The organism is Streptomyces sp. NBRC 110028, from assembly GCF_001417735.1.
Lineage (GTDB): Bacteria > Actinomycetota > Actinomycetes > Streptomycetales > Streptomycetaceae > Streptomyces.
On sequence record NZ_BBUZ01000042.1, the window covers coordinates 1 to 19,574 of the forward strand.

A 19,574-nucleotide genomic window follows, 5' to 3' on the forward strand; every position below is an offset into this window, starting at 1 on the left:
CACGTGGTTCACATCCGGATGCCGTCAACTTGCTTTACTGGGTGAAAGTTCAGGATTGGCGGGCTACGGAGAGGGGTGGCGGTGGGTCAGCAGTCATCCCGTCTGCCCCAGCCCCTGGGTGATGGGGCGTGGGCTCTGGCGGGCAGTGAACCAACCCCTTCGGTCAGTCCTCTCGTGGCGCCTCTGGCGCCGTTCACGGGCGACCATACCCCCTGTACCCCTTTCGTGTCCACTCCTGTCGAACCTGATGCATCACTCCGTTATGCCGGGTAGAGTCTGTGAAAATACAGCACCACCGCTCGGGGCTACCTCGGAATGATCTGGGACGGGTCGCCGCGTGGAACGATAGGCCCACAACCATTGGCGAAAACACGGGACACCTCACCCGAACGGGATGGAAGCGAGGATGACGAATTGAATTCGTTGAGCTTCGAAATGCGCCTTCAGGCGCGGGAAGAAATCCACCGTGAGGTCGCTGGATTGACAGCGGATCAGGTCCACGAACGGCTGGTGGCCGCGGGCGGGCTGGAGGGCCACGGGGACCAGACGAAGCCGCTCAGTACGGAGGAGCGGCTGGCCGCAGTCCGGCGGAACGAGCTTGGGCGCATCTGGAACCTGATGACCGGCGAGGGTTGGGAGACCTACTCCCCTGAGCACGACCCGGACGCGCACCGCTGGCACCAGGCGCAGCGGGAGGGTCAGGAGCGCGAGAGCGGTGCAGCTTCGGGGCCGGACCCGGAGCTGATCCGCTATCGGATCGTGGCGCAGCGGACTGATCCGGCGCACCCTGGCGCCGCCTTGCTGACGAACTACGCCTACGGGCGGTCGGTCGAGGAGGCCGTCGCCAAGGCCCGGAAGGCGTTGGAGGGGCCGGGCGGTCTGTACGGGGACCAGGGTATGTACCGCGTGGTGGAGGTGGTCGAGGAGAGCTGGGACAGCGAGCTCCGGCAGCAGGAGGAGGCGCGCCGGCGGTACCTCACCATCATCCTGGAGGCCGCCATCACCACCGTGCGTGGCCGTGAGCCGGACGACCCGGATGCGGACCTGCTGAACCGCCTGGACGACTTCTTCACCCGCGCCGTCGTCTTCCCCGACCCGCACAACGGCGGCGTACATCCGCGGTCCCACCAGGCCACGTTCGGCTGGACCAGCGAGCCGCCCGGGATCGAGCACGCCAGCGACCCCGGTCGGGCACTGGCCCTGTTCCTCCTGGCCTACCTGGACCACCACGGCCTGGCGAGGACCGAGCGGTGACCGGGCATCAGGACGCTCCCGCGTCTGGAGAAAGGGCGCAAGGAAACCCCGCTGAAACGATTTCAGAAGGCGTGCAAATACGGCATGGGCGAAAAAGAAAACCGGTGATCGGTAATCAGCATGCCGCTACTCAGCGCAGGAGGTCGTGAAATTGAGTGGTATTAAGCTTCGGCCTCATCAAGTAGAGGCTGTGGACGCGATCATTCAGGGACTTTCGGCCCCTGCCGACGGGGCTGTGCCTGCCCGGGGCTTGCGTGGACAACTCGTCTCGTCTACGGGGTCGGGCAAGACGATCACCGCGGGTGTGGCGGCGTTGCGGATGGTGCCACGGGGGCTGGTGGGGGTCGTGGTGCCGACGCTGGATCTGTTGACCCAGAGCGTCGAGGCGTGGCGTGCGGTGGGGCATTCGGGCCCGGCGGTGGCGGTGTGCAGTCTGGGTTCTGACTCGCTGCTGGAGGCGCTGGACGTGCGGTGCACGACCGATCCCGCGCAGTTGGCGCTGTGGGCGCAGGGCGGGCCGATGGTGGTCTTCGCGACGTACGCGAGCCTTTCGCCGCAGGGGTCGGAGGACGACCAGGGCGAGGAGGGCGCGGCCGCGCGGGGGGTGCTGGAGCGGGCCATGCGCGGAGTGTCCGGGAAGCGTATGGGTGCGTTCGACCTGCTGGTGGTCGATGAGGCGCACCGGAGTTCGGGTGATCTGGGGAAGGCGTGGGCGGCTGTTCACGATCAGGAGCGGATCCCGGCGGTGCGGCGGCTGTACATGACGGCCACACCGCGCCTGTGGGAAGCCGTTCCCGGTGCCGCTGGGGCCATGGGCTCGAAGGGCGGGCAGAGCGGCTCTGAGGACGGTTCAGAGGGCTTGGGTGGGCGTCTGGTGGCGTCGATGGATGACGTTGAGCTGTACGGGCCGGTTCTGTACGAACTCGGACTGATGGAGAGCATCGAGCGCGGCATTCTCGCCCGTTTCGAGGTGGATGTGCTGGAGATCCGGGATCCCGAGGCGCCGGGGCCGGACGCGTTGGTGGAGGAGCAGCGGGGCCGGCGTCTGGCCGCGTTGCAGGCGGCGTTGCTCAAGCACGCGGACACCACCGGTGCCCGGTCGTTGATGACGTTCCACAGCCGCACCCTGGATGCGATGGCGTTCGCTCGCGCGTTGCCGGAGACCGCGGCCGAGCTGTACGAGACGGATCCGGTGGCCTATCCGAAGCGGGTGGGGGCGGAGTGGCTGTGCGGGGAGCACCCGGCGAGCCATCGGCGGGCGGTGCTGGACCGGTTCGGCGACGGTCTGGACGCCGAGGGGTGGGTGACCGACATGGGGCTCCTGGCGTCCTGCCGGGTGCTGGGCGAGGGCGTCGACATCCGCGGCAAGCGCGGGGTCGGCGGTGTCGTCTTCGCCGATACCCGCAGTTCTCCGGTGGAGATCGTGCAGATCACCGGCCGAGGTCTGCGCCAGCATCCGGGCGAGGGGAAGGTCGCGCGGCTGATCGTGCCCATCTTTCTCCAGCCCGGGGAGGACCCTGAGGACATGATGGCCTCCGCGAGCTACCGCCCGCTGGTCGCCGTGCTGCAAGGGCTCCGTGCGCACGATGACCGGATCATCGAGCGCATGGCCCTGCGGACCAGCACCTCCAGCGGGCAGGCCACCTCCGTGGTGGCACTTGACCCGCAGCACGAGGACACCGACGAAGACGAAGGCGAGCAGGCCGCAGAGGGGGCAGTCGACAGCGCCAGCGCCGCCGAGGACCACGGCGAAGACCACCTGGAAGAGAGCGCCGAGAGCACAGCGGCCGCCAGCGGCCGCCAGGAGGAAGAAGAAGCCGGGGCGGAGGCGGCGGGAGTGCCGTTGCTGCGGTTCTCCCTGCCGCGCAACCCCGACGTCATCGCCGCGTTCCTGCGCACCCGCGTGCTGCGGCCCGACTCCGAGGTCTGGCTGACCGGCTACAACGCCCTGCGCAAGTGGGTCCAAGCCCAGGGCGACGCGCAGGTGCCGCTGGACGCGGTCGTCCCCATCAGCACGACCGAAAGCGATGGAGGTGACGGCGACGGCGGGACCTATGCGCTGGGGGCCTGGGTCAGCGAGCAGCGGCGTCAGTTCCGCCTGGGCACGCTGAAGCCGTGGCGCGCCGAGTTGCTGGATGAGCTGGGCATGGTCTGGTCGGTCACGGACGCCCGGTTCTGGAAGAACCTGGCCGCGGCGCGGGTGTATCACGCGGTCCACGGGACGCTCGCCGCGCCCAAGGACGCGGTCGTGGATGGGGTAGCGGTGGGCCAGTGGCTGGCCAATCTCCGCAAAGCCGGGGGCTTGGGCCGGGACGAAGAACGGGCGGCCGACCGCCGCAGGGCGCTGGAGGCCATCGACCCGGACTGGAACCCGGACTGGCCCATCGACTGGCAACGCCGGTACGCGGCGCTGGCCAGCCTGATCGCGGACCAGGCGACGCTGGCCGAGCTCCTGCCCGGCGTCACCTTCGGCGACCAGGACGTCGGCGCGTGGCTGACGGCGCAGCGCGAGGGCTGGGAGCAGCTGAGCGACGGGCAGCGCGAGCGCTTGAGCGGCCTCGGTGTCACGCCGCTGTCCGCGCCGGAGGAACCGCCTGCCAAGGCCCGTAAGGGCGTCTCCGGGGCCTTCGAGCGGGGCCTTGCGGCCTTGGCGCAGTACAAGGCCCGTACGGGCTCTGTGAAGGTCTCCAGGGCCCACGTAGAGACGATCGTGCTCGACGGTCAGGAATGCGCTGTGAAGCTCGGGGTGTGGCGCAGCAACATGCGTAGTCGGCAGGCGTCGCTGTCCGACGTGCAGCGGCAGCTGCTGGCGGATCTGGGGCTGTTTGATTGACCCGCGCGTGTGTGATGCCCGGGGGCGGGGAGAGAGTGTTGCTGGCTGCTGGTGCTTTTCGCGTCGCTCCGCTGCAGGGTGAGATGACGCTGTCGTTCCTGGGGCGAGTCGCGGACGAATATGGCCTGGCGGTGAGGAGTCTGCTGTCGGCGGTAACCGAGGTGGCCGGTCAGCAGAATGTCGACGGGGTCCTCAGGGCCGACAGTGAAGTGTTCTTGAACGCGGCGGCCCGGGAACGGGTTTCCGGGCTGTGCCGTGTGCGGCAGGAGGACTTGCGTCGGGCACTGCCGGCCTGGGAGCAGGAGGAGCCACAGGGCCGTTACGGAGAAGGGCCGGCGGCCCGGCTCCATGCGGGGGTGGAGACGGTCGGCGCCTGGGGTCCGGCGTGTCCGGGCTGCGTCGCCGCACGGACCGGGCGGCCTGTATCGGCCCGCGCGTACCTGGCGGCGCATCAGCGAGTGTGCCCTCGGCACCGGTACTGGCTGATGGCCGTGCCAGACAGCGGCGGCCGAGTCGTGAGACTGTCCGAGTGTCCTGAGGTGGTACGCGCGCAGGCTGATCACCGGCTGCTACTGCGGCGCTCCCCCGCCGGCGGTGAGGCATTCGAAGTCGCTGAGGCGGTCACCGCCTGGTGGTGGACACAGGACTGGTCGGAAGAACAGGCGTGGCCGGCGCGCCTACGCGCGACTGCGCCTGATGATGAGGAGCCGGGGCTGTGGCGTGTGCTGGGCCGCCGCTTGGTCACCTACCCCGAGACAGTGACGGTGGCTGAGGTACTCGCTGACGAGGCGGTGCAGCGCCGGATCGCAGCCGAGGCTCGTGGCCAGCTTCCCTTCCTCCTTGCTGACGTCGCTGGGCTCGTCGGTGAGCTGGCGAGCCATCTCGGGCGGCCCTGGCTCACCGATCGCCTGGCGTCATGTACTTACGGCCCGCTGTTTACGTGGGCGTACCAGTGCAGCAAGATCAGCGGTCGGTCGGGGCAAAGCGGCCAGCCGCTGTTGTGGACGGTCCACTCCGGGCACCGCCCCCGTCTTGTGGCGGATGAGCTCGCCGCATACCGGCAGCAGACCGCCCACGGCGATACCGCAGACGCTCCGGCACCCAAACGGCGACGCGGCCACAGCCACCAAGCCGACGAAGCCTTCGAAGCCGGCCTGGCGCATGCCCAGGCGTATGCGGCTGTGCACGGGCACCTGGCGACTCGGGCCGACACTTTCCAGGACGGCTTTGCGCTGGGGCAGTGGATGTCCAACCAGCGCATGCACGGTCTCGACATGCCGGTCTGGCGCGGTGCCGCGCTGCGTGCGCTGGATCCGTGGTGGAACACGCCATGGCCGACTCTGTGGCAGCGCACCTACCACCAGGCAAGGCGCCACGTTGAAGAACACGGGCTACTGGATGCGCGGGCCGGATTTCCCGGTACCAGCATCGGCCTGGGTGAGTGGCTGTATCTGCAGTGCAGTCGGTACCCGGATCTGCATCCCGAGCAACAGCGGCTGCTTACGCGATTGGGCATCGACGCCGCGGCGGCCCGGGCTGCCCGTCCCCGGCGCCGCAATCTACGCGCCGGGGAGCAAGAGGCCCTTGCTCACGCCCGGGCCTGGGCAGCGGAACATGGAAGCCTGGCGGGAGTCGGTACCGGAACGGTCCACGAGGGATATCCACTGGGGAGGTGGCTGGCGGGGCGACGCAGCCAGATGGGGCGTGGGGTGCTGTCAGGGGACCGTGCCGAGGCCCTGGCCCGGATCGATCCGTGGTGGCGGCCGCCGTGGCACCTGTGCTGGCAACGTTCCTACGAGCACGCGCGCCGGCAGCTTCAGGCCGCGGGCGGCGGGGAGCTCGCGACGTGCTTTCCCCGGATGGACAAGGCGGCGCGGGAGTGGCTGCTCATCCAGCAGCGCCAGTACGACTCGCTCGGGGCCGCACAGCAGGATCTCCTTGCCGAACTCGGTCTGAGGCTTGAGGCAGCCGTTACTGAAACGCCGGCCGACATGGCTAGCGCCTCTGTTGCTCGTGCACGCGCACCACGACCGGGCGACCGGTCCATCCGTCCGGATACCGCCGCAACGGCTCTGGGACAGCGCCACCGTCTCCAGGGGCACGATGGCCGGGAAGACGGGGAGGTGGCGCCTGAACACCTTCCTGTGTTCGCAGCGCTGGGTTTGTTGGGAGTGCGGCGGTCACGGCTCGGGCAGCGTCCCGACCAGCGTGCCCGGTTCGAACGCGCGCTGGTGCATGCCCGGGCCTGGGCAGCCACTCACGGGCACCTGGCCGTTCCGCGGGAGGTGCAGCTGGACGGGTTCGCGTTGGGCATGTGGCTGTTCGGCCAGCGCAATCGCGCCAAGCAGCGTGCCCGGCAGGGCGAGCCGCCCTCGCCCCACCTTCAGGAGTTGGCCGCGCTCGATCCGTGGTGGAACCCGCCGTGGAACCTGCACTGGCAGCGCAACTACTACCGCGCCCGCGACTACATGCACGCCGTCCGCCGAACCGACGCGGCAGGCGGTCTTCCGGTGCGGAAGGACGCGCTGGGTAAATGGGTCAGACGACAGTGCACGCTCTACGGCACCCTCCACCCCGACCAGCAGCGCCTGCTCTGCGCCATCGGCATCACCGCCGAGGCGGCCCGGGCCCGGTTGGGGCCGCGTGGCCGCACCTGAAAGTGGCATCGCAAGTCTGAGATTCCACCGAGAATCACCTGTTCGAGTGAGAAGAGACTGTTCGCTCGCCGCGCAGCGTCCCCTACGTAATTGGCTGTTGGGCTATCGCACGGTGCGTGCGTCGTGCGTGCTTTGAGGCAGCGGCGGTACGGAAGGACAGTTCGGGCGTGGAAGCAGCCTTCGCCAGCGTCGATGGGCACCTGGCGCACCTGCCGTGGGAGCAGGCGATCGGATCGGTGCGGTTCGAGGATCTGGCACCGGTGTCGGCGTTCCCGGTGGTGCCGGGCCGCCGGTGGGGGCCTGGTTGGTGGTGGTCGGCGACCACTGGACGGCACGTGGTGCACGGGTCCGCCGCGATGCGTACCCAGCTGATGATGCTGGACCGGCACCCGGAAGTGACTGGTCTGTCCGCACGTCCGGTACGCCTGCGGTGGCGGGACCCAGCCGACGGGCGGGTGCGTTCATGGGTGCCCCAGCTCTTCGCCCGGTACACGGACGGCACCGGCCTCCTGGCCGACTGCCCCTCAAGCCTGGCTGCCGGTGGAGACCGGGCACAGGGAGCGCGGGTGGTCCTGGAGGCCGCGTGTGCGCGCGTGGGCTGGGTATACCGGCAGCTGGAGCCGCCTGATCCGGTGATGGCTGCGAACCTGCGATGGCTGGCCGGCTACCGCCATCTCCGCTATGAGGGGCCGCCCGGGCTGCAGGATGCGGTAGCGGAGGCGTTTACGGTGCCCCGGCCTCTGGCCGACGGAACAGTGTCGGTGGGTGATCCGCTGCGCGTCTTGCCGACTGTCTACCACGCCCTGTGGTCAGGGCGGTTGGTAGCGCGGCTCGACGAGCCGCTCAGTGAGCAGGCACTGGTGTGCGCACACCGGACCGACGGCGAGCAGGACATCACGGCGGCGGGCGCCGCCGGGTTGGGGAGGGGATGAGCGCGGTGGGCGATCAGCTGGGCCAACGGCGGCCCGTGGTGGAGGTCGGCGCGCACATCGCCTACCAGGGGCAGACCTGGCAGGTCGCCGCCTTGCAGGGCCAGCGGGTGTACCTGTTGCAGGAGAACGGCACCGAGAAAACCTTGCTGTTGGGACGGTTGTTCGCAGATCCGGGTTTCGAGGTGGTGGGAGCGCGGGCGCCGGACGTGGTGCCGCAGTGGGGGCTGTTCGAGACCGTGCCGCTGGCGGCCCAGCAGCGGGCGCTGGCGTGGCTGCCCCACATCCGGGAGGTCGAGACGGGGTGGCCGCACCCTGAGGGCAGCCGCGAGGGGCAGGCGATGCGGCCGGAGTACGACCCCGAGCGGTGGACGCTGGCGCAGCGGGAGGCCTCGAAGGCACGAGAGATGACGTCGCTCGGCTTCACCCGGGTGACGCGTACGACGGTGCAGCGGATGCGGTTCATGTATCGCAAGCAGGGGTTGTGGGGGCTGGTCGACAAACGCACGGTGCCGACACGTGGCCGGTGTCCGACGGGGTATGCCGACGAGCGGGTCGTGGCCGCGGTGCTGGAGGGGCTGCGGCGCCAGCGGGGCCGGTCGAAGGGGACGGTGAAGGGACTGCAGGTGCTGGTCGGGCAGATCCTTGAGGATGCGCACGGGCGGGGGGTGGTGGAGCTGCCGTCACGGTCGTCGTTCTACCGGCTGGTGAACGTGCTGGCCGACCCGGCCGATCGTGCGGGACGTCCCGCACGCACCGCCACCGCACCCGCCCGCGCTTCGACGGCGCCGGTGGTGCTGCGGCCTGGTGAGCAGGTGCAGATCGACACCACCCGCCTGGACATCATGGCCGTCTTGGAGGACGGCACGCTGGGGCGGCCGGAGCTGACCATCGCCGTCGACGTCGCCACCCGCTCCATCCTGGCCGCCGTCCTGCGCCCGCACAGCACCAAAGCCGTCGACGCGGCCCTGCTTCTCGCGGAGATGGCCGTCCCCCAGCCCGCCCGGCCGACCTGGCCCAAGTCACTGCATCTGTCGCGGGCCGAGGTGCCCTATGACCGGATGCTGTCGCTGGACGAGCGGCTGGAGGGCGCGGCCGCACGCCCGGTGATCGTGCCCGAGACGATCGTCGTCGACCGCGGGAAGATCTATCTCTCCGAAGGCTTCATCGCCGCGTGCGAGACGCTCGGGGTGAGCGTGCAGCCCGCCCCTCCGAGGCGGCCGCAGGCCAAGGCCGTGGTGGAGCGGACCTTCGGCTCGGTCAACGACCTGTTCTGTCAGCACGTCGCCGGCCACACCGGCTCCAACCCCCAGCGCCGCGGCTCCGCGACGGCGGCCGAGGCGCGGTGGACGATCCCGCAGCTGCAGGACTTCCTCGACGAATGGATCACCTGCGGGTGGCAGAACAGGCGCCACGACGGCCTGCGCCACCCGGTTCTGCCCAAAACTGCCCTCACGCCGAACCAGATGTGGGCCGCGCTGATCACCATCAGCGGCTACGTGCCGGTGCCACTGACTGGGGCCGACTACCTTGAACTGCTGCCCGTGCGCTGGCAGCCCATCACCGAACGCGGCATCCGCCTCGACTACCGCACCTACAACCACCCCGTCCTCGACCCTCATCGCGGCCAGCGCTCCGGTATCGCGAGCAAGGACGGCAAATGGGAGGTCCACCACAACCCCCACGACGCCCGCCAGATCTGGGTTCGCCTCACCGACGGACAGCTCCACGAAGTCCCGTGGATCCACCGCGACCACGTCCACCGGCCCTTCAACGATCAGATCTGGCGCCACATCCAGACCGAGGTCGAACAACGCGGTGACCGCGACCAGCACGAAGCCGACCTCGCCGACGCCCTCGACCAGCTCCTGCGCCGCACCCGCCACCCCGCCGGGACCGAGCACAACACTCGCCGCCGGAGAACCCCCCGCTCCGGAAGTACGGAAGCACAGCTGCCCGATCTGCCAGGCCAGCGGCGCCCCCTCGATACGGAGAACACACCGGCCCCGGCCCCAGACTGGAGCGAGAGCCTGGACGACCTCATCACCGTCGACGCTGCGGCCGAGACCGACACGAGCGAGCCGGAGGGCGCGGGCGTACTGCCGGCCGAAGCAGGCGGATACGGACTGTGGGACGCCGAAGCAGAGGCCGAGCAATGGTGAACACGACGGCTGGCAGTTCCCCGTCAGCAGCCGACCAGCCGCCCGGCACCGCAGCGAGCCCTGCCGGTGCCGGCACCCCAGAGGCGCAGCAGCAGTCCGTGACCACCTGGGACGGTTTCCATGCCTTCGCCACCACGCCCGTGGCAGCTCCTCCCCCACGCGAAGCGCCACCTCGCAGCCTGGAGGAACGCCTGGCCTACCACTCACGGTTCGTCACCGTGCGCACCCCGGCCATCGACGCGCTCGCCAAGAACGTACGCACCCTGATGATTCTCGGCCGCCACCAGACGGTCACCGCACGGCCGTCCCTGATCGTCACCGGGCCCGCCGGCGCCGGGAAAACCACCGCCCTGCTCCAGGTCGGCCGCGCCTGCCACCTCGCCCACACCCGACGCCACGGCCCCACAGCCACAGCTGGACAGGTCCCCGTCGCCTACGTCCTGGTCCCGCCCGCCGCCAGCGCCAAGACCCTGGCCACCGAGTTCGCCCGCTACCTCGGCATCCCCGTCGCCGCCGGCATGTCCCAGGCCCAGATCACCAACTCTGTCTGTCACACCTACACCGCCGCCAAAGTCCAGCTCGTGATGATCGACGAAGTCCACCGGCTCAACCCCCGTACCACCACCGGCGCACAGAGTGCCGACCTGATCAAAGACCTCACCGAACGCATCGGCGCCACCTTCGTCTACGCCGGCATCGACGTCACCGCCACACCCCTGTTCACCGGGGTGCGCGGCGCCCAGCTCGCCGGACGCGCCTCCCTCATCGACTGCGCCGCCTTCCCCGCCCGCCTCGGCGACCAAGAGCCCTTCCGCGACCTCATCACCGCGATGGAAGCCGCACTCGACCTGCGCCACCACAAGCCCGGCACCCTCCCCCGGCTGAGTCCGTACCTGCACCAGCGCACCGCCGGCCGCATCGGCAGCCTCGCCCGCCTCATCCGCCAGGCCGCCATCACCACCCTCATCGACGGCACCGAACGCATCACCAAAACCACCCTCGAAACCATCCGCCTGGACCACCTCGCCGAACAGCACTACCGACCCCACAACCGCCCCCGGAGGAGCACCAGCACCCCGTGAGCCGGACAGACGTCACGGCCCGCGATGCGGCCACAGCTGTCCCCGCGCAGCGCAGCGCCGTCACCACAGGGGCATGGCGGCAGATCCCGTCAGCAGCACCGGGCGTGTTCGGTGTACGGCCGCTGCCTGGGGAAGCGACTGCCTCATACGTACAACGCCTCGCCGGGGCATACCGGCTGACGCTGCCCCAGCTCCTCGATGGTGCCGACATCACCCTCCACCCCCACGGCACGCCACCGACCGCCGAACTCATCCTCACTCCGGGTGCAGCCCGGCACCTCGCCGCCCTGGCCCGCATCCCACTCCCCCACCTGACACGTGCCCTGCCCCACCTCAGCGACGCCGCCCACTCCACCGCGGCGACCGCACGCTGGAAACGACTCGAAGCAGAACAGCAGCCCGTACTTGCCTGCACCCTGTGCACCCGCCACCAAAGCCACGGCGCAACCCACACTGCCTGGATACACCCACCGCCGTACCGGCTGGTGTGCCCCCGCCATCACCAAGCCGCTCCCGACCCGAGGCTCACCTCCACCATTCACACCTGGGCCGTGCCCGAACTCGCCGCCGCGCACCACACCCACCAGCGCCTGCTGCGACACCCCCGCGCCAGCACCGCCTGGACCACGGCACGCGCCATCACCACCCGCTGGTACGACCACCAGCAACACCTCACCCACCGCTGGCACACCCGCCTGGGCCAGCTGATCGCCACCAACGACCACCTGACCACCACGGGCAGCGCCTCCCCCGCCCTACTCACCCGCGACCTGGTGATCTATCCCGAAACCGGTGCCCTCGCCCGCGCACTCGCCACCCTGCCCCACCAACCACGCCACACCACCGACGACGCCCTCGCACTCATCGCCCGTCGCCTCGGCCTGGCCCACCTGACCCCCGCCGTCCACGACCCACTCCGCGCCTACCTCACCCACACACGCCGCTGACCAGCACAAACGACCCCTGAAACCGCCAGAAAGCGCAGTCGCCTACAGACGCACCACCACACCTACCGAAAAACCAAGATCATTCCCACACAACTACAAAACCGCAGACCAACCAGCCGAACAACCAAACCGAACACGCCACCAGACCCCGCCCATCACACCAGAAACACAACCCGACCCCAGCCCCAAATCCCAACCGAAAGACGAAACACCAGACCAGAACAGCCACACCACCTGAACATCACTGCCCCGTCACACCAGCAGCTCGCCAACCTCGGGCTCGGCTGGGCAGCGGCATAGCGAAGGCGGGGAGCTTGGGTATGGGGAACGCGGCACGGCACGCCGCCGAGTACGCACCGTCCCCAGCGACGTGCCGACCTCGCCCCGCTTGGTATGCATGGGGAGAAGGGCGTTACCTATCGTTCCGCCTTGCTCTCGGCGTCGGCCGTAGCCTGTCGCTTCTTCCAGGCCCGGATGGCAGCGGCGGTGGCAGCTGTCACCGCCGCTGTGATGAGCTGGGCGGGAAGCTCCGTGAGCAAGCCGTGGATAGCGAGATTGAAGGCGTGCTGAAGGGTGTTCATTGAGTTGGGCTCCTGCATTGGCTCGGGCCGAGAGGCCAGATGCGGTGTGATGACGCCTTAACGCTCCTGGGGTGAATGGGACCTGGTCTACTTGTTCGGACCCTGGTCTGGACAAGCCCGGACAAGGGCAGGTTGTTCGTTGGACAGGGGGGTTGCGTGATCAGTGGGGGCAGGCGGACTCGTCCATGGGGGCCGTTGAAAGGGCCATCTGACGAAGCCAACGCTGTCGCTCAGGTGCTGAGGCAGTGGCTGGATCGGGCGGGCATGCGGGTGGATGACGTGCTAAGGCGACTGACGCCAGAGCACTTCACTGACGCACGCGTCCCTAGCCGATCCACGATGTCTGAGCGTCTGGCGGGCGTCGGGTTGCGGGAGGACTTTGTCCAGGCCATAGCAGACATCTGCTCACGGGACGTAGCTGACAGGGATCGGCTTCTTGCCCAGGCCGACGCTGCCCGGCAGGGCGCGGCCAGCGCTGCGAACGGCACAGGAGCTGGTAGCTCCGCTGCTGAAGCGGAACTTGTGATCGTGCAGCAAAGGTCGCTTGCGGTCTCCGACAAGCTGGTGCGGGCGATGGAACGTGCAGCGCAGCTGGAGCGCGAGCGCAATGATGCCAACCAGATGGTGCTGGTGCTGTTGGCCATGGTGGACAAGCTGCACCGCGACATCGACGCGCTGGCCCGGGAACGGGACCGTGTACGCGCCCCCCGTTCCGTGGACACTGAGTTGGAACAAGTGCATGAGCGTCTGGCACGGAGTGAGCAGCAGCGGGTCACGGCGGAGTCGGAGCTGGAGCGCGCTCGTGCTGAGCGTCAGAAAGCTGATCGGCTCGCCGAAGAGGCTGCCGAGCAAGTACGCCTGCTGGCCGAGGAACTCGAACGCCTTCGCGGTGAGGTTCCCGGCCCAGCCCTGGGTGAAGCTGCCCGGTTGCCGGCCTCGACATCCGGTTCACAGGACGCGTTGATTAGCGCGGCCGATGACATTGATGTGGCGCTCGTCATGGCCGCTCGTCACCTCGACGACCGTGCCGACCGTCTCGATCAGCTGGCCGACGAACTTAACCTGGACAACCAGCCGGACAACGCCCCTACCTCGGGCGATGCGTCGGACAACTTCTCGGACAATGCTCCGGACTCTGCAGCAGAGGACGTCACGCTGACGCCGGAAGAGGTCTTCTCCAACCTCCAGTCACTGGTGAACATGGGTGGGGGCCAGAGTCACGTTGAGAGCCTTCTCCGACGGGCAGGTCGGGCGCTGTCCACCGCAGAGGCCCTGCGGACAGTTGCCCTGATACACGAGGGGGGCCTGACCAGTCATGCCACCCAGCTGATCTTTGATGTGGCAGCCAACACCTCGGCTGGCGACATGCCCGCACTGATTGGCGGACTACGCAGCCTTGAACGCGATGCTGAGCTCTACCACATCTTGAATCAGGTGGCCCGCACTTGGGTGGCATCGGCAATCGTTGACGCTGTGATATCCCTGCGTGATGCGGAGCAGCACTCTGACGCATACCAGGTTCTCAGCGCCGTGGGACGGGACTGTCCCCCGGTGGAGGTGCTTGAGGTCCTCGCACGAGTGGACGAGCATGACGCTCAATGGATCCTGGATGCAGCCTGTCGAGACCGGCCCCTGGACGAACTGCCGCTCCTGGCGGAAGCACTCCGCCACCTCCGGCGCGCCGACGCCGAAACAATCGAGCGCGCACATCGCCAGCGAGAGAAAACTGCAACTCGCGAGGTCGCCCTTACCGCGCGTCCACGACCGGCAGGCTTGCTGACCAGTGACGGTCAGGACGAAACCAGCGAAGGCACGGATGATGCCAACTGGTACACGGCGGAGGACAGGAACTTCGTACGCCCGTTCGCAATGACCGGCGGACGTGCGGCACCACCGCGCTACGCCCTTCCGATCGAAACCGTCGTCCGTACGACAGCGGACGCCTCACACATCGCCGGGCTGTTGCCCGAACATCAACGCATCTGCCACCTCTGCCGCGAGCCACACGACATCAGCCAAGTAGCTGATCAGCTTTCCCTTCCTCTCGGGGTCGCCAGGATCCTGGTAGCGGATCTCTTAGAAGCCGGTCTTGTGGCTGTTCAATCAGATGCAGTGCTCGCGTCGCTCGACAAGGGCGGCAGCATCGAGTTGACACCAGAGGCATCTGGGATCACGCTCAGTGTCGGCCTGGGCTGGGAGGTCCCTGACTGCAACGGCACAGACTTCGATCTGGACGCGGCCGCGATCGGAGCGAAGGAGGGGCAGGTGTACTCGGACCAGTACTTCGTCTTCTTCAACAATCTGCGAGCCCCGGACAACTCAATCGTCCACACCGGCAACGAGGCAGGAGTGGACGGCGACAAAGAGACGATCCTCCCGAAAAACCAAGATCATTCCCACACAACTACAAAACCGCAGACCAACCAGCCGAACAACCAAACCGAACACGCCACCAGACCCCGCCCATCACACCAGAAACACAACCCGACCCCAGCCCCAAATCCCAACCGAAAGACGAAACACCAGACCAGAACAGCCACACCACCTGAACATCACTGCCCCGTCACAGCCGCCCTTGTCGAGCTGGGAGTTGAGTGGGCATGAACGACGTCACCACCGCGATGGGCGGCACCCCTACCTGCCCGCGGATGCCGAGCACGACGGGCCCGGCGCGCAGCCCACTCCCCTGGTGTCCGAAGCCCGGGCGGCACGGCGCAGCGCCCAACGCGCGATGCAGGCACTTCACAGCGATCCTGACCCGACCGCCCGGTACAACAAGCTGGTTGTGGGCAAGTACAGCTGGGTACCCGACGACCACCCCGGCGGCACCGCCACAGCAGCTTTGAGGCTCAAGGACTGGCCCCTGTGCCTGGACGTCGAATGCGAGCCCCGGCCCGACACCGCCCTGCGCCGCCTATGCGGCACCGTGACCTCCCTCGAACCCGGCACCGGCGACCTGGGGTTCTCCCCCACCGGCGGCCACCCGTCCATCGCGGTACCGGTCCGCCGGATCGTCGCGCTCACCGGCGACCGTCAGCGGCGCCATGCCGTCGAGGTCCCTTTCCACGAACCGTACGAACGCGATGGATGTCCTTGACGTCGAAACCTGGTGTCAGAGCGTGTCGTCCGGTGCCACGCTGGTGGGAAGTGAGCGCACGGTCGGGGCGTCGCCGGTGGGCGGCGGTGCGCCCCCCGCGCGGCCGCCCCGACGGCATCGCCGCCACCGTAGTGTTCCTCACGAGCCCCACCGCGTCCTTCAGGCGGCCCAGCCGATGGAAGAGACGTGGGTGTAGGCGTCCCAGTCGGTGCCGAGGCTGCTTTGGATGATGTCGTCCCAGATGGCTTCGAGTCCCTGCGTGTCGTGGGCGATCCAGGCGTCGACAACACGGTCCCATACGACACCGCGTACGTTGATGTTGCGGGTCTCCAGATCGCGCTGGTGTCTGCGTTCGACGGCGGTCTGGTCGACCGGGTCGATCTCGATGCGGGTTCCGCGGCCGCGGTTGTCGAGCCGGCGCTTGAGGTCGGCGGCCACGTTGCGGCGGCGCAGGTCCCAGTACGCGGCGTCCAGGCGGGCGAGGTTGGCCTTGCTGGGGGTCTGTTCTTCGGCCAGCCAGGCGATGAGGGTGCGGGGCCGGACGTGGACGCCCGCACGGTCCATGGCCTCGTAGCCGGCGTCGCTGGCGGTGAGGTAGCGCAGGCGGGCGGCCAGGCCGCGCTCGGAGCCGACGGGGGACTCGATGCCGGTGACCATCCGGTCGATGCCTTCGGCCAGGGCCTCCCACCCCGGGACGCCTCGGGCACGGAAGGTGCCGAGGTCCCTCCAGCGGCCGCCGGTGCGGGCCATCAGCGGGCCGCCTTGCCGATGGTGTACTCAGCGGACGCCTTGGCGTCGCTGTACTTGATCTTCATCTGGGCGACCCCCCGTCCCTCGGAGAAGACCTGCCGCCAGTCGCCGGTGACGTGCAGTTCGTCGGTGCCCACCATGGCGATGACGTCCAGACCGGCCTGGTGGGCCTTGTACGCCTTGCCCCAGAGGTTGGCGTACGCCTGGCTGTGAATGATGTGCATCCAGTCCGGGCGCATCATCTCGCGGTTGTGGATTGATTCACCCATCGTGGAGATGAACTTCGAATACATCGCCTTGATGTATTCCAGGGTGATGGTGTCGTCCTCGGCGATAGCCGTCTCCCGCGCCGCGGTCAGCGTCTTGCGCAGGGCGTCCAGGAAATTCTCGGTCGCTCCGGACGTCCACGACTCGTGAACAACCGGTGGGTCGAGAAGCCCGTGCTTCGGGGTGGAGAGGCGCAGCAGGAGGCGCAGGGTGGCGTTGGTGATCCAGAGGGGGCCGGGTTGGTCGCGGTCGCCGAGGGGGTCGGGCAGGTGCGGGTGGTCCCATGGTGAGGGGGTGATCAGGTGGACGCCGGAGCGCTTGGGGTCCACGCCGCCGGTGCCGGTGGAGTGCTCCAGCTTCCCGATCGGCAGCCAGGTCTTCAGCGCGGAGAGGTAGGCGGCGTTGACGTCCAGGGCGGTGACCCCGATACTCCCGGCGATCTTGAGGGAGTAGTCGGGGTGGTGGAAGTTGGGGCGGGCCTCCCAGATCTGGTCCGGCTCCTTCTTCGAGGGCTTCTTGAGGATGTCGGGCAGGGCCGGGTAGGCGGTGTAGGTGTAGCGGGCGGTGGCCCGGGTCTCCTCGAACAGGCGCATGACGTCGGGGATGGCGCGCTTGATCAGGGCCTTCATGGCGGCGTCGGTGTCACCTTCGGCGCGCTCCAGCTCTTCGTGCACAGCCCGGCCGATGAGGCCGGCGGTCTCCGCCTGGGCACGGGCCGCGGACTTCGCCCGGCGCTGCGGCCGCGAGGGCACCGGCGCCGGAACCGGTGACGGCGCAGTGGCCGGAGCGGGTGCGGGCGCGCTGGCCGGGGCGGGCGCGGGCGTGGCGGCGGCCTGGGGCGCCGCGGCGGCGGGGGGCTGGCACATGGCACCGGGGTGCAGGGAACGGCCGTCGGTGGCCTTGTAGGGCGTCGTGACACCACAGCGGACGCAGGGGCCGGGCTCGCCCTGGACGGCTCGCCCGCTGGGGCCCCACGCGGTCTCAGGGACGGCGAACTCTGCAGCTGGGGCGCTGTCCGGGGCGGCGGTCTCGGCAGGTGCTTGGGCCGGGGCGGGGTGGATCCGGGCCAGGCCCTCCAGCAGTCGCAGGTACTTGAAGCGCCCTGGCGGCTGCGGATCGGTGGTGCCGTCCTCCCAATTGGCGACCGTCTGCCGCCCGACACCCACCGCTGCGGCGACCTGGGCGCGGGAGAGGCCGGCGGCCTGCCGCAGCCGCAGCCGCTCGGCCGGCTCCGGCATCCGCGCCGTCAGCCGCGCCTCCTCCAACAGCGCCTCCACGCTGTCGAATTGCTCATCGCTCATACCTCAACACTACACTTCACTAGGCATATATCGCCAATTGATTAGGCATTCATTAGGCATCTATTTGCATGGAGCGGTACGCCGAGCCTGCGATGATCAGCATCTGGGCGCAACCCGACTCGACCCGGTGAGTTACGGCAGGGCGGGGTCAGAGGACGGTGCCACGCAGGGCGCGCCAGCCACCGGCGAGGGCGAGGACGCGGGCGATATCGATCAGCCGGTACGCCTGGGCGCGGCTGATACCGAACTCGGCTTCGGCTTACGACGCCCACGATTTGTAGCCGAGAGACAGCCACGCCCGGGCGATGTGCGCAGCACGGACCCAGTCGGTAAGGGCGGCGACCGAGCGACGAACATCAGCGATCGCGCCCCGGAGGCCAGCGGTCATCGCCCGAGCGGTCGCCTCATCCAGTCGACGGGTTCGCCGTCATGGAGGGCTATCGAGGGCACCGACGACTGGGAGGCAACGCCATGATCGGGGTGCTGTAGCCCGGCTCCTGACACACGCCGTGCCAAAGCCGGTATTGTTGTTCCCGTTGGCTGCCAATGGCAGCCAACGGCGGACACCTCTCCTCGGAGAAACACCCCGCCCGAATCAGCGAAGACGCCTGACGCCAGGGCCGTGAACCCGTAAGCGCCAGACGTCTTCAGACTTTCTGTTTAACTGCAGTGCACTACGGCCCGGCTCTCGTCGGGCCGTTCTGCTGTATAGACACAGCAGAGTCGCACGGAGTCGCCGCCTTCAGACCCCTGAAATGGGACCGCCAGCTGGATCCCCACGCCCACCGCGCCCGAGATGGCCGCGGTAGCGACGACGATCCCGGCCCGCCTGGCAGCCCGGATGATCCGACTGAACGTGCGGGGTGCTGACTGCACCCCTCCCCGGCCCTCGTCAGCTAGCTGACTGCCAGCCTCATGTCCGACTAATGGATCCGGCACTTTGTCTCCTCTCTGTCGAGCGAATCGGGGCAGGGTGTGCACGAAACGCTGACTCGTGCACACCCCGCCCCGATCCGGCCGTCGGAGGTGGCGACAGGGATCAGACTAGCGGGCCAGTGAGCTGCCATGACGTGGCGTCAGCACCTCCACCTCGGTGGTGGCCGAGTGGATCGAGATGGAACCGCTCACCACCTCGGTGAAGCCGTTCGGCCACCATTTCGGAACCCCCAGGTCAGACAGGAAAAGAGACTGGAGGCCGCCCATAAGCGGAGAAGGAAGATGATTTTCTGTGACTCCAGACACATTGCGACGGGGTTCGCTGGCGGCGACTTACGGCGCACCCGTACCAACGTCGGACGATGACCTGCCCTCGCGCCAGCATGCTCTCCCCCACCCTCGATAGCAGGCTCAGCAGGCGCCGTAGGAGCAGGCTCCGCTGCCTGCAGCTCGGCGGTACGGGTGGGTCAGCAAATGCTCCGCGACCCGTTGCCGCGCTTGCTCGCCAGCCTTCGACGACCGCCTCAGTCTCCGCTCGGGGGCCATAACGGTGCCGACTACGCATTGCCGTCTGGTACGCCTGCCGCGCCTCGGCCTCCGCCGCCTCCGTACGACGCAGCAAGGCAAGCCCTGACCGCCGGTCCTCGCTGCGTGGCGCCGACGCGGCCTCCGGCGAGCCGACTGGCTGTGCCAGCGGCGCCGCGAGGACGGCTTCGAGAGCCTGCCGGGGTCTGCAGGGCATCGAGTTCACACACGTCACAACAGACACGATCGGTCG

The 19,574-nt window shown here is 68.6% G+C and carries 12 protein-coding genes; 9 read left to right on the forward strand and 3 right to left on the reverse strand.

Features of this window, described 5'->3' with window-relative positions; genetic code table 11:
- The first annotated feature begins 480 nt into the window (after positions 1-480).
- The 7 genes from ASC60_RS31845 (at position 481) to ASC60_RS41870 (ending at position 11,864) form a co-directional block, all read left to right on the forward strand.
- The gene (locus ASC60_RS31845; protein ID WP_234357219.1) at positions 481-1,254 is read left to right on the forward strand and encodes a hypothetical protein; all 774 of its coding nucleotides are present in this window, start codon (positions 481-483) and stop codon (positions 1,252-1,254) included.
- A gap of 151 nt (positions 1,255-1,405) precedes the next feature.
- Entirely contained in the window at positions 1,406-4,087 is a 2,682-nt protein-coding gene (locus ASC60_RS31850) for a DEAD/DEAH box helicase (protein ID WP_055557213.1), read from the forward strand.
- A 14-nt stretch (positions 4,088-4,101) separates the two neighbouring features.
- Positions 4,102-6,744 (forward strand): Helicase associated domain protein, encoded by a 2,643-nt coding sequence (locus ASC60_RS31855; RefSeq protein ID WP_055557087.1) that lies wholly within the window; start codon positions 4,102-4,104, stop codon positions 6,742-6,744.
- A 167-nt stretch (positions 6,745-6,911) separates the two neighbouring features.
- Positions 6,912-7,676: a TnsA-like heteromeric transposase endonuclease subunit gene (locus ASC60_RS31860; RefSeq protein WP_079038754.1), complete on the forward strand. Its 765-nt coding sequence runs from the start codon at positions 6,912-6,914 to the stop codon at positions 7,674-7,676.
- Complete coding sequence (locus ASC60_RS31865) at positions 7,673-9,835, forward strand: Mu transposase C-terminal domain-containing protein (RefSeq protein ID WP_055557091.1); 2,163 nt, start codon at positions 7,673-7,675, stop codon at positions 9,833-9,835. The genes ASC60_RS31860 and ASC60_RS31865 overlap by 4 nt, the downstream gene beginning before the upstream one ends.
- A gap of 98 nt (positions 9,836-9,933) precedes the next feature.
- A complete protein-coding gene (locus ASC60_RS31870; RefSeq protein WP_055557092.1) occupies positions 9,934-10,917 on the forward strand; it encodes a TniB family NTP-binding protein in 984 nt (327 codons plus the stop codon).
- Entirely contained in the window at positions 10,914-11,864 is a 951-nt protein-coding gene (locus ASC60_RS41870; protein ID WP_159043355.1) for a TniQ family protein, read from the forward strand. The genes ASC60_RS31870 and ASC60_RS41870 overlap by 4 nt, the downstream gene beginning before the upstream one ends.
- Before the next feature lie 416 nt (positions 11,865-12,280).
- Here ASC60_RS41870 and ASC60_RS41875 read toward each other — a convergent pair whose 3' ends face one another.
- Positions 12,281-12,445: a hypothetical protein gene (locus ASC60_RS41875; RefSeq protein WP_159043356.1), complete on the reverse strand. Its 165-nt coding sequence runs from the start codon at positions 12,443-12,445 to the stop codon at positions 12,281-12,283.
- A 1,776-nt stretch (positions 12,446-14,221) separates the two neighbouring features.
- Between ASC60_RS41875 and ASC60_RS43815 the strand changes: the two genes are divergently transcribed.
- Together ASC60_RS43815 and ASC60_RS31890 are read left to right on the forward strand one after the other, a co-directional pair.
- Complete coding sequence (locus ASC60_RS43815; RefSeq protein ID WP_267892842.1) at positions 14,222-15,049, forward strand: DUF742 domain-containing protein; 828 nt, start codon at positions 14,222-14,224, stop codon at positions 15,047-15,049.
- Positions 15,050-15,134: 85 nt separating this feature from the next.
- Positions 15,135-15,542, forward strand: a complete 408-nt coding sequence (locus ASC60_RS31890) for a hypothetical protein (protein ID WP_159043357.1) — start codon at positions 15,135-15,137, stop codon at positions 15,540-15,542.
- Between the two features lie 159 nt (positions 15,543-15,701).
- On the opposite strand, the gene ASC60_RS31895 is transcribed toward ASC60_RS31890, so the two are convergent.
- Positions 15,702-16,292, reverse strand: a complete 591-nt coding sequence (locus ASC60_RS31895; protein WP_055557099.1) for a hypothetical protein — start codon at positions 16,290-16,292, stop codon at positions 15,702-15,704.
- Positions 16,292-17,860 carry a DNA-binding transcriptional regulator gene (locus ASC60_RS31900; protein WP_055557101.1) on the reverse strand — a complete coding sequence of 523 codons (1,569 nt, stop codon included), beginning with the start codon at positions 17,858-17,860 and terminating at the stop codon, positions 16,292-16,294. Before ASC60_RS31900 ends, ASC60_RS31895 begins: the two co-directional genes overlap by 1 nt.
- Positions 17,861-19,574 lie beyond the last annotated feature (1,714 nt).

Excerpts from the sequence above, each read along its gene's own strand:
- ASC60_RS31855 (WP_055557087.1), top strand. The coding sequence starts at position 4,102 with ATGCCCGGGGGCGGGGAGAGAGTGTTGCTGGCTGCTGGTGCTTTTCGC.
- ASC60_RS31865 (WP_055557091.1), top strand. The coding sequence starts at position 7,673 with ATGAGCGCGGTGGGCGATCAGCTGGGCCAACGGCGGCCCGTGGTGGAG.
- ASC60_RS41875 (WP_159043356.1), bottom strand. The coding sequence starts at position 12,445 with ATGAACACCCTTCAGCACGCCTTCAATCTCGCTATCCACGGCTTGCTC.
- ASC60_RS31895 (WP_055557099.1), bottom strand. The coding sequence starts at position 16,292 with ATGGCCCGCACCGGCGGCCGCTGGAGGGACCTCGGCACCTTCCGTGCC.
- ASC60_RS31900 (WP_055557101.1), bottom strand. The coding sequence starts at position 17,860 with ATGAGCGATGAGCAATTCGACAGCGTGGAGGCGCTGTTGGAGGAGGCG.